The sequence below is a fragment of the Chromobacterium sp. FG89 genome, assembly GCF_057808735.1.
In genome coordinates this window covers 21108-31860 of sequence record NZ_JBMDIQ010000031.1, presented here as the reverse complement: position 1 = coordinate 31860, position 10753 = coordinate 21108, and the positions used below count along the sequence as shown (strand labels likewise).

Below are 10753 nucleotides of genomic sequence, written 5' to 3'. Positions count from 1 at the left end.
ATCACCAGGACAGCGCCAGCTTGGCGAACAGCTGATGGCCTTCCTGCTGCCAGCCGGCGGGCTTGTACAAGGGCCGGCTGTATTCCAGGTCCAGGCTGGCCTTGCGGTAGCTGAAAGCCAGGCCCAGGCTGGCGCCGGCAATGCTCTGCCATTGCTGGACCGAGCGATGCGGCAGCACCCGGCCGCCGTCCAGACCGATACGCGGCGTCACGCCGACGCCGGCCAGCTCAAAGCGGCGCGACAAGGTATTGCGCCAGGACCAGGCGGTTTCCCCGGCCAGGGTGTTGCGGCGGAAACCGCGCACCGCGCTGGCGTCGGACACGTCCATCTGCTCGACGCCGGGCAGATAATCGCGGCTGGTCTGGCCGGTCAGCGCGCTATTGAGCTGATACGGTCCGCCGGGCAGGCCCAGGCTTTGAAACCAGTTCAGCGAAGCCTTCCACTTGGTGAACTGCGGGTTGGGTCCGTCCGGCGCGCGCGGATCCGGCGCGCTGGCGCCCAGCCAGCGCGTGCCGCGCTGCACGCCGGCGTCCGCGATCAACACGCCGCCGCTGAGCAATTGCAGCCGGGACAGGCCCAGCTCGGCCACGCTCAGCGTGGGGCTGGTGATCTCGATCTCGCTGTCGAGAAAGTAATTGCGCACCCGTTTATGCGTCAGTTGCGCCGTCAGCGAGGTGGTCTGGTTCTGGCCGCGGCTCACCACCCGGTCCACTCGCAGGCCGCTCTGGGCGGTGCGGCCGGACAAATTCACCGCGTTGCGCTGCAATTGCAGCGGGTTCAGATAATCGGCGCGGCTGGCGAAGGCGCTGAACGTCCAATAGCCGTAAGGCAGGGAGTAAAACAGCGATTCGCTGCGGCTGTGCCTCACCGCGTTGTCGTTACTGGTGCGTTGCGCCGACACGCTGACGAAATCGGACAAGCCCAGCGGGCTGTCCCAGGACAGGCCCACGCCGGCCTGCACCCGGCCGGTGCTGTCGCGGCCGGTGTTGTCGGCGTTGAAGTTCAAGCGCCAGGGCGCGTCCTTATTGTTGCGCAGGCTCAGAATGGAGCCGCCCACGGTTTCGCCGGGCAGGATGTCCAGCGTCGCCTTGCTGGACGGCAGGCGGTTGGCCTGGTCCAGGCCCTGATCGGCGTCGTGGATGTTCAGCGGCCGGCCGACCACGCCGGGAAACAAGGTGGCCGGATTGCTGCGCCGGTCGTCGCTGACGATCTTCTCCACCCGCCCTTCGTGCACGCGCAAGGTCAGCACGCCCTGCTCGTCCGGCCCTTCGGCCGCCACGCGCGCGGCGATATAGCCCTTCTTCAGATAGAGCTGGGTCAAGCCGCGGCTGAAGCGGTTCAACTCTTCATTGTTCAGGCAGTCGCTGGCCAGTTCGCCCAGCGAGGCCACTTCCTTGCGGCTCAACAGCTTGATGCCGGCCAGACGCACGCCCTTGACGCGCAGGCAGTCCAGCTCGCTCATATCGGCCGCTTGCGGCCTCCGCATCATATTGCTGTCCGGCTGCATCTGCCGCAGCCGCTGCTGCTGAATGATGGCGTCGAAACGGCGGCTGTTGTCCTGCAACAGGCGCCGCGAATCGTTTTCCATTTGCTGATGCATGCTGCCAGACATGCCGGGCACTTCCGCGGCCTGCGCCGCCACGCCCCAACAAACGATCCCCGCCATCCGCCAGAGCCGAGCTGGAGATGGTTTTTTATATTTAATCATCATCGGATTCGTAACTATTTTTAAATAAAGGAAAACAGAAATTCCATGACGCGTCCAGACTAATGAGAATAATTATCAAATAATGACACTATTACCCAGACTTGATGCCAGCCTTGCGGCCTTAGCGCAACATAAAATTCAATACGAATAAAAAAACCCGGCCAATGGCCGGGCTTTCCGCTTAGTCGTTTGATTCTGAAATATCTTTCAGAAGATCAGAAAAAACTTATTCGAACACAAAGTGGGCGCGCTTGATATTGCACAGCAATTCATAGGAAATGCTGCCGGCGGCGGCGGCCACCTCGTTGACCGACACCGCGTCGCCCCACAACTCCACCTCGCTGCCGATGCCGGCGGCGGGCAAGTCGCTCAGGTCCACGGTGATCATGTCCATGGACACCCGGCCGATGATGCGCGAACGGCGGCCGTCCACCGCCACCGGGCTGCCGCTGGACGCCAGCCGCGGATAGCCGTCGGCGTAGCCGCCGGCGATCAGGCCCACCCGGGTCGGCCGTTCGGTGACGAAGTTGTCGCCGTAGCCGATAGGCTCGCCGGCAGCCAGCTCGCGCACGCCGAAGATGCGGCTGCTCAGCCGCATCACCGGTTTCAGCTCGTCGCCCTGCGGGAAGCCCGCCGGCAACGGGCTGGCGCCGTAAAGCAGGATGCCGGCGCGGCCCCAGTCGCGGCGCGAACGCGGATGACACAGGATGCCGGCGGAATTGGCCACGCTCTCCTCCCCCGGCAGGCCGGCGGTGGCGGCGTCGAAGCTTTCGATCTGCGCCAGGGTCATCGGCACCGTCGGCTCGTCGGCGCGGGCGAAGTGGGTCATCTTGACGATGCTCTCCGCCTTGCCGCTGGCCTGCAAGCGCTCCCAGGCCGCGCGGTAATGCCGCGGCAAAAAGCCCTCGCGGTGCATGCCGCTGTCCAGCATCAGCCAGACGCGGAACGGCGCGGCCGGCTGGGCCTCTTCCAGCATGCGCAGCTGTTCTTCGCTCTGCACCACCAGCCACAGCCGGTGGCGCTCGACTTCGGCCAGCTCGGCCGCCTCGAACACGCCTTCCAGCAGCAGGATGGGCGCGCTCACGCCGGCGGCGCGCAGGTGCAGCGCCTCCTCAAGACAGGCGACGGCGAAACCGTCGGCGACATCGGCCAGCGCCTGGGCGCAACGCGCCGCGTCGTGGCCGTAGCCGTTGGCCTTCAGCACCGCCAATACCCGCCCGCCATGCTGGCGCTTGGCCAGCAGATAGTTGTCGCGCAGGTATTGGGTGCGGATGGTGGCGATCAGCGGCCGCATGCTCAGGCGCCCGCCACGGCCGGCCGGGCGGCCGGCACCACCAGGGTTTCGCCCTGTTTGGCGTAGCGCTGCATGGACAGGCCGTCCAGGCTGATCTCCGGCTTGGCGCCGGTGATGATGTCGGCCAGCACCTTGCCGGAGCCGGCGCCCATGGTCCAGCCCAGGGTGCCGTGGCCGGTGTTCAGCGACAGATTGGCGAAGCGGGTGCCGCCGACGATGGGCGTGCCGTCCGGCGTCATCGGCCGCAGGCCGGTCCAGAAGCTGGCGGCCGGGATGTCGCCGCCGTTCGGGTACAGATCGCCCACCACCATTTCCAGCGTTTCGCGGCGACGCGGGTTCAGCGACAGATCGTAGCCGGACAACTCGGCCATGCCGCCGACGCGGATGCGGTCGTCGAAGCGGGTGATCGCCACCTTGTAAGTTTCGTCCAGCACCGTGGATACCGGCGCGCCGGCCGGATTGGTGATCGGCACGGTCAGCGAATAGCCCTTGACCGGGTAAACCGGAATATCAATGCCCAGCGTCTTGACCATGTCGCGGGAGAAGCTGCCCATCGCCACCACATAATGGTCGGCGGTCAGCAAATCGTCGCCGACGCGGACGCCGGTGATGCGCTTGCCGTCGCTCTCGATGCCGTCCACGCTTACGCCGAAGCGGAACTCAACGCCCTTGGCGCGCGCCATCTCGGCCAGGCGGGCGGTGAACAGATTGCAATCGCCGGTTTCGTCGTTGGGCAGTTGCAGGCCGCCGGTCAGCTTGTGCTTGACGCTGGCCAACGCCGGCTCCACCTCGGCGCAGCCGTCCCGGTCCAGCACTTTGAAATCCACGCCGCACTCCTTGAGCACGGCGATATCCTTGCTGACGCCGTCCACCTGGGCCTGGCTGCGGAACAGCTGCAGCGTGCCGCCCTGGCGCGCCTCGTAGCCGATGCCGGTTTCGGCGCGCAGCTCTTTCATCTTGTCGCGGCTGTATTCGGCCAGACGCATCATCCGGCTCTTGTTCACCGCGTAAGCGTCTTCATTGCAGTTGGCCAGCATCTTGGCGATCCACTGCAGTTGGTACAGGCTGCCGTCCGGCTTCACCGCCAGCGGCGCGTGGCGCTGGAACAGCCATTTGGCCGCCTTCAGCGGAATGCCCGGCGCGGCCCAGGGCGTGGAATATCCGGGGGAAATCTGGCCGGCGTTGCCGAAACTGGTTTCCAAGGCCACGCCTTCCTGGCGCTCCAGCACCGTCACCTCGCAGCCCGCCTTGGCCAGATACCAAGCCGTGGACACGCCCAGAACACCGCCGCCCAGCACGATCACCTTCATTTTCTCTCTCCGTTTGCAGCACTACATGGCTATAGTGATTTTGCGTAGTATATTAATGAAACACTGGGTTTTTTCACCAAAGTAGCGTCAGACTACAGATTTTTAAACTGCAAACTTTCATAGACATAGTGAAAACATGAAGAAAAGTTCAAGCGGCGACAAAGCGCTGGATAAAACCGATCTGAAAATCCTGCGCCTGCTGCAGAAAAACGGCCGCATCTCGATGACGGAACTCTCTGAAAAGGTGGGACTTTCCACCACGCCGTGCACCGAGCGGGTGCGGCGGATGGAGCGCGACGGCATCATCGAAGGCTATTACGCCCGGCTCAATCCACACGCGATGGGCGCGGCGCTGCTGGTGTTCGTGGAAATCAAGCTGGAAGCCAAATCCGGCAATATCTTCGACGCCTTCCGCCGCGAAATCATGCGCATCCCGGAAATACTGGAATGCCACCTGGTCTCCGGCGAATTCGACTACCTGATCAAGGCCCGCATCCCGGACATGTCGATGTACCGCAAGCTGCTGGGCGACATCCTGCTGCAACTGCCCTCGGCCAAGGAGTCCAAAAGCTATGTGGTGATGGAAGAGGTCAAGGAAACCTTGCTTCTGCCGCTGGGAGAATAAATTAGCCGTTTAAAATCACACCCTTGCCTTTGATTTAAATCAAAAAAGGCTTGCATTCCCCTCCCGCCTCAGCCAAACCACAAGCAGCTGTTGCTAGCGTAAAACTACCTAGGCGGGAGATGAGGATGTTCGGCTTCATGAAGGCGGTCGACAAGACCGCGGACGCGGCGCGGCAGGTGCGCCAACTGGAAAGCGTGCTGGACCACGCGGACAATCTGATCATGCTGTGCGACACCAGCCGCGACAACGCGATCTTCTATATGAACAAGACCGCGCGCGACATCCTGAGCCGGCATCGAGAAATGATGAACCAGAAATTCCGCGCCGGCGTCGACGTCAACCACGCCCACGGCCACAGCATCCACCAATTCCACCGCGATCCGGAGTACAACCGCCGCATCCTGGCCGACCTGGCCAGCCGCAAGATAGACCAGCATATCGCGATGATTCCGGTGGGCGAAGTCATGTTCAAGACCAAGGTGTTTCCGATCTGGGACTCCGCCCACCCCGATCAACTGCTGTGCTTCATGGCCAGCTTCCAGGACGTCTCCGCCGAAATGCTCGCCCAGCAATTGCAGGACCAGGGCAATCAGCGCCGCGACTTCCTGGAGGTCCGCATCAACGAGTTGTCCGAAAACATGCAGGCGATGAGCGCCACCATCCAGAACGTGGCGGTGCAAACCGCCGCCGCCTCCGAATCCTCAGAGCTGATGCTGGGCGAGGCCAAAAAGAGCATGGCCATCGTCAGCGACACCAATCAGGGCATGCAGCAGGTGGGCGCCATGGTGCGCCAGACCGCGGACAGCCTGGTCTCGCTGGGCCAGCGCTCGGAAGCCATCGGCCACATCGTCAACGTGATCAAGGACATCGCCGATCAGACCAATCTCCTGGCCTTGAACGCGGCGATCGAGGCGGCGCGCGCCGGCGAGATGGGCCGCGGCTTCGCCGTGGTGGCGGACGAAGTGCGCAAGCTGGCCGAACGCACCACCAAGGCCACCCAGGAAATCGGCGACATGATCCGCGCGATCCAGGGCGAGGTGCAGCAAAACGTGCGCGCCATCGAACAGGGCCGCGAACAGGTTCAAACCACGGAAAACGACTTCCAGCGCGCCGAGGGCGCCCTGCAAACCATCGTCGGCGAGATCAACACCATGCGCAATTTCGTGGTGGAAATCGCCAACGCCTCGGAAGAACAGGCCGCCACCTCGCAGGATATCGCCGATAAGCTCAGCGACATCACCCGGCAGGACTGAAGTAAAAACGCTTCACAAGCAAAGGATGGGGCGGAATAATGAAACGCTCCACCCTTCGCTTCGAGGCCAGACATGAGCTTAGCGTCCGTCCAGGCGTTTTTCGCCGCCCGTCAGCTGGACATCCCCATCATAGAACTGGAAGTCAGCACCGCCACCGTGGCGGAAGCCGCCGCCGCCCACGACGTGGAGCCCGGCCGCATCGCCAAGACCCTGGCCTTCCGCCTGAACGACGGCCGCGACGTGATCCTGGTGGCGCGCGGCGACGCCCGCATCGACAACCGCAAGTTCAAGGACGCCTTCGGCAAGGGCAAGATGCTGCCGCCGGACGAGGTGGAGGCCATCACCGGCCACCCGGTGGGCGGCGTCTGCCCGTTTGGCCTCGCCACCGATCTGCCGGTCTATCTGGATGTGTCGCTGCAAGCCTACGACGAAGTGCTGCCGGCCGCCGGCGCCGTCCACAGCGCGGTGCGGCTATCACCGCAGCAACTGCACCACATCACCCAGGCCGACTGGGTGGATGTGTGCCAGGCTTTTGCCTAGGAAGCGGTTTACGCTCCGCTGCGCGTCATGAAGCGCAGCAGACTTTGAACAGGTTCTCAGCGTTTTTTTGCCTCGCCTCTGCTCGCAGAATCGCCTACAGACTTTGAGCCCATGCCAAAAGCCGTTGTTTGGCGGCAAACAACGGCTCAAACATTCCCACCGCCGGGGCGGCCCGGCTTAGCCTTGCCGCGCCAGACCAGCATGCTTAAGCCCCATTTTGCCCCCCCAAGAACAAGCCGAACCGGCATGCAAAGGCATTTTAGGAATATTCCTATAGCGTATTTTTCACCCATCTGCTTAATGTATGCACTTTATGTTGCACGCATGGAGCCGCGTCATGCCGCCGCAAATCCTCTCCCGCCCAAGAAAGCCTCAATCAGGCGTCGCCTTAGGAGTCGTCGCCAGCCTCAGCTCTAACTCCGCCATCAGCCGCGCCACGCAAAACTTCCGCGACCATTACCAAACCCTGAGCGGTGGCTCCGCCGCCCCAGGCAAGGGGGACCCGACATGAGCACCACCTACGAACCGCCGGTGATCACCATCCCGATGCGATTCAAGGACAGCCGCACCGTGCAGGCCCACGCCAGCTGGTTCATCTGCGGCACCGAATACCCGCCCGACTTCGCCAACTACACCCCCCTCGTCAACGGCGAGCGCGCCTTCGCCGCCGTACACCAGGCCATCGCCAACGCGCAACGCTCCGTCGACATCGTTTGCTGGGGCTTCCAGCCCTCCATGCACTTCGTCCGCGTCGGCAGCGCGCCCGCCATCGGCGCCCTGCTCGAACAAAAGGCCCGCGCCGGCGTTCAGGTCCGCGTGCTGGGATGGACCCTCGAACCCTTCGGCATCAGCGTCACCGGCGCCGTCGGCGAAGCCAATATGCCCGGCAAGAACCCCATCGCCATCATGGACCGCCGCCAAAGCACCGAACTCGATCCCGATGAGCAAAGACAGGCGCAGCAAGAGTACGACGCCCAGCTCCAGACCGACCGCGCCTGGTTCCGCGCCTACGACCGCAAGCAGCCCGCGCTGCCGCTGCGCTTCGTCGGCCGCGGCTTCAGCCTCAAGGACCGCATCAAGATCTTCAAGAACGTCAGCCGCGCCGACCTCAAGGCGCTGGACGACGATAGCAACACCCTGGACCGCGACCTCGGCCTATTCAGCCGCCTCGTCATGGCCGGCGTCCCGTCCCACCACCAAAAAATGGTGCTGGTCGACTATGAGGACGACACCGCCGCCATCGGCTTCGTCATGGGCCACAATATGCTGGACGGCTACTGGGACAACGACGCCCACAGCCGGCAGCGCCAGCCCCATAACCGCGGCCGCAACGGGGCCTATCCGATGCAGGACCTCTCCTGCCAGCTCAGCGGCCCCATCCTCGAATACCTGCATCTCAACTTCGCCCAGGCCTGGCAGAAGGAAACCGGCGAGGATTTGCTCGGCGAGCGCGACGCCCAAACCGTCGGCGAGTGCCTGGAGCGCGTCTTCCGCCAACAAAAGCTGCTCACCGCCAACAGCGTGATGGCCCAGATCCTGCGCACCCAACCCCAGGAAAACGTCCAGGACATCGAAACGCTGTATCTGCACACCGTCGGCAACGCCACCCAATACATCTATATCGAGAACCAGTACTTCCGCTGGCCGGTGCTGGCCGAGCGCATCCTCAAAAATGTGCGGACCCAGACCGAGTGCGGCCGCGACTGCACCCAGCACGGCCAGCTGCACCTGTTCGTGGTCACCAACGCCAGCGACGACGGCATGGGCCGCGGCGGCGTCAACACCTACCGCATGCTGGACGCGCTCGGCCGCGCCGACACCCTGCCCGCCGTCGCCCGCACCAAGCAGCTGGAGCAGCTGGAACAACGGCTGGAAGCCGCCCGCCAGGCCGAACGCGCCGGACAGACCCTGCCGCCCGGCCAGAGCGCCGCCGACCTGGCCGCGCAACTGGAAGAAGCCCGCCAGGCCAAGATCGACGAAGTGAGCGACAGCCAGGAAATCCAGCAGCTGGAGCGCGCCTGCGAGCGCGCCGCCGCCGCCGAGCGCGCCGGACAGACCCTGCCGCCGGGACAAAGCTACGACGAACTGCGCGAACGCCTGAACCGGGCGCGGCGCGAACAGGCCGACCCCGCCGATCCGGAATCGCGCAACCCGATCCGCCCGCGCGACATCCCCGGCCTGCGCATCCACGTCTGCACGCTGGTGGCGCCCGACGCGCTGGACGCCGCCGGCTGGGAAGCCATGATGCGCCGCAACCAGCGCGAGGCCGACCGCCCCGCCGCCGCCGGCCAGGGCTATGACTGGCCCTTTGTCTACATCCACAGCAAGCTGATGATCATCAACGACGTGTTCATGACCCAGGGCTCGGCCAATATCAACACCCGCAGCATGCGCGTCGACAGCGAGCTGAACATCTGCCACGAACGCGGCGACATCAGCGCCGGACTGCGCCGCGAGCTGTGGTCCTTGCACACCCGCGACCCGGAAACTGGAGAGGTGATGGGCTTAGAAGACACTAGTCTGCCGTTTGATGAGCAGATGGTGCATGCGTTTGATAAGTGGACCTACATTCTTGGTCAAAACAAGATACGCAAGCGCGAAGGGCAATCCCCACTGGCCTCCTTGGTCGAATTCCGCCGCGACAGCGCCAAGCTGTCCAATCTGGATTAAGCCGATGCGCGCCCTATTCTTGGTTGCCCTCCTCACCTCAGCGGCTGCCGCCGCCCAGGAGCCCCGCATGAGCACCCTCAGCCCCAAACAGCAAGAGGCCTTGGCCTTCCGCTGCGTCCACCAGCAATTGCCGACGCCGACGCCGGACGCGGATCAGCTCTTCCTCTACGCCCGCCATCTGCAAAAAAACAATCTGTTGCGGCGCAAGCCCGATGTCACGCTGCAAGTGCAGCGGCTCTACCGCATCGCCGCTGCTCATGGCCACGTCAAGGCCAATATCAATTTGCAGAATGGCCTGACCGACGGCGACTTCGCCGGCGGCTTCCGCGAAGTGCTGGCGCTGAACGACAAGCTGATGGACTTGAGCCCCGCCCCCGGCTATTACAACCTCGCCTATTACACCAGCCGCGGCTACGGCAATATCAAGCGCGACCGCGAGCTGGCGCTGCGCTATTTCCGCAAAGCCGCCGACCTGGGCAATCCGGAGGCGCAGTTCTATGTTGCCGAGTTGCTCAGTCCCTACGACAAAGCACCGGAAATTGCTGCAAAAATGTATCAATGTGCAGCGGAGCAAGGCCATGCCGAGGCGGCACTCAATCTTGGCCTAACCTTTAAAACCAGAAAGCAATACGCAGAGTCCCTACCGCTATTTCAATTAGGAGTCAAAGCGGGCAACTCGACCGCTGCTCTTGCTTTGGAAAGTGGCTTCAATGCCCCCCCCCCAATAGCCGACTGAATTACCTGGGCCTCGCCCAAGACCCCGAACGTAAACGTCGTTACCAGCAAATCCGACAATTCCTGTCCTCCCACTCCTACCTGCAACCCACGGTAGAAGACGTCGACCAGATCGTGCCGCTGCCGCCGGCCCCCTTGCCGCCCTGGGACGGCGGCTTCCGCTGGCTGAAGGCCTTTCGCGGTCCCGGGCCGGCTCAGCCCAGCGAAGAACTGATCCAGCAGCTGGCCGAAGCCAAGCAGCTCGACCCCGCCACCGGCCTGTTCGATCCCAAGCGCAAGGCCGCCGCTGAAGCCGAGGCCAAAGCCGCCCGCGAACAAGCCGAGCTGACCCCGCCCTTCGCCGGCGCGCTGCCCATCGGCGCGCTGCGCCGCAGCGGCGACGTGCCCAATGTCAACGCCCATTGGCGGCCGCGGCCGCCCAAGGGCTGCGTGCCCTGGGGCAGCACCCATCCCACCCGCTACTGCACCGCCGGCCAGCCGCTGCCCTTACTCGATGTCGCCTTCCCGCTGCCGTGGTGGCAGCAATGGCTGAGCAAGGAATGGAAGGTCTACCGCGCCACCGAGGTGGAATGGGAGCTGGTGCGCTACCAACTGCCGCCCGAGGCTTGAAAGGAGCCC

The 10753-nt window shown here is 63.9% G+C and carries 9 protein-coding genes; 6 read left to right on the top strand and 3 right to left on the bottom strand.

The genetic code is table 11. The features are described from left to right. Nucleotide 1: 1 nt before the first annotated feature. The 3 genes from ACODRW_RS22055 to ACODRW_RS22045 all read right to left on the bottom strand — a co-directional run bounded on the left by ACODRW_RS22055 (nt 2) and on the right by ACODRW_RS22045 (nt 4312). Nucleotides 2-1612, bottom strand: a complete 1611-nt coding sequence (locus ACODRW_RS22055) for a ShlB/FhaC/HecB family hemolysin secretion/activation protein (protein WP_227107324.1) — start codon at nt 1610-1612, stop codon at nt 2-4. 322 nt (nt 1613-1934) lie between these two features. Continuing rightward, a complete protein-coding gene (gene alr, locus ACODRW_RS22050; RefSeq protein WP_107799973.1) occupies nt 1935-3002 on the bottom strand; it encodes an alanine racemase in 1068 nt (355 codons plus the stop codon). Nucleotides 3003-3004: 2 nt separating this feature from the next. Next, the gene (locus tag ACODRW_RS22045) at nt 3005-4312 is read right to left on the bottom strand and encodes a D-amino acid dehydrogenase (protein WP_488906697.1); all 1308 of its coding nucleotides are present in this window, start codon (nt 4310-4312) and stop codon (nt 3005-3007) included. A gap of 136 nt (nt 4313-4448) precedes the next feature. Here ACODRW_RS22045 and ACODRW_RS22040 point away from each other — a divergent pair, with 136 nt between their 5' ends. From ACODRW_RS22040 to ACODRW_RS22015, 6 genes are all read left to right on the top strand, one after another. Next, nucleotides 4449-4937 carry an Lrp/AsnC ligand binding domain-containing protein gene (locus ACODRW_RS22040; RefSeq protein ID WP_107799975.1) on the top strand — a complete coding sequence of 163 codons (489 nt, stop codon included), beginning with the start codon at nt 4449-4451 and terminating at the stop codon, nt 4935-4937. Nucleotides 4938-5062: 125 nt separating this feature from the next. After that, the gene (locus ACODRW_RS22035) at nt 5063-6190 is read left to right on the top strand and encodes a methyl-accepting chemotaxis protein (RefSeq protein WP_107799976.1); all 1128 of its coding nucleotides are present in this window, start codon (nt 5063-5065) and stop codon (nt 6188-6190) included. 72 nt (nt 6191-6262) lie between these two features. After that, entirely contained in the window at nt 6263-6730 is a 468-nt protein-coding gene (locus tag ACODRW_RS22030; protein ID WP_486636746.1) for a YbaK/EbsC family protein, read from the top strand. A 507-nt stretch (nt 6731-7237) separates the two neighbouring features. Next, nucleotides 7238-9400, top strand: a complete 2163-nt coding sequence (locus ACODRW_RS22025) for a hypothetical protein (protein ID WP_488906696.1) — start codon at nt 7238-7240, stop codon at nt 9398-9400. Nucleotides 9401-9467: 67 nt separating this feature from the next. After that, a complete protein-coding gene (locus ACODRW_RS22020; protein ID WP_488906695.1) occupies nt 9468-10136 on the top strand; it encodes a tetratricopeptide repeat protein in 669 nt (222 codons plus the stop codon). After that, a complete protein-coding gene (locus ACODRW_RS22015; protein ID WP_488906707.1) occupies nt 10028-10744 on the top strand; it encodes a DUF6396 domain-containing protein in 717 nt (238 codons plus the stop codon). The genes ACODRW_RS22020 and ACODRW_RS22015 overlap by 109 nt, the downstream gene beginning before the upstream one ends. Nucleotides 10745-10753: the final 9 nt, after the last annotated feature.